The organism is Paenibacillus popilliae ATCC 14706 (genome assembly GCF_000315235.1).
Lineage (GTDB): Bacteria > Bacillota > Bacilli > Paenibacillales > Paenibacillaceae > Paenibacillus_B > Paenibacillus_B popilliae.
Genome location: NZ_BALG01000204.1, coordinates 1 through 225, shown reverse-complemented (window position 1 = coordinate 225; position 225 = coordinate 1). Strand labels below are relative to the sequence as shown.

1 protein-coding gene is annotated in these 225 nt (G+C 45.8%); it reads right to left on the bottom strand.

Annotated elements, in window-relative coordinates; translation table 11 throughout:
* The coding region (locus tag PPOP_RS13235) for a transposase (protein WP_042228830.1) at window positions 1-225 on the bottom strand (225 nt) is incomplete at both ends.

Here is a 225-nt window from a genome sequence, read left to right as displayed (position 1 = left end):
CAAATAGCTGACCATATACGGCATTTTCAGTCGTACCGAACAACGTAGGAACGTTCAAATGTTGCTTGATCCAGCGGAAAAAGACTTCTATCTGCCAGCGTGCTTTATAGATCTGAGCCAACTGTTCGGCGGTAACATGCATTAAATCGGTAACGAGACGAATCTCCCGCCCCTCAAAATCATGAAAAATGACTACGCGATGTCGTTCCTTGGATCGGCATTGAG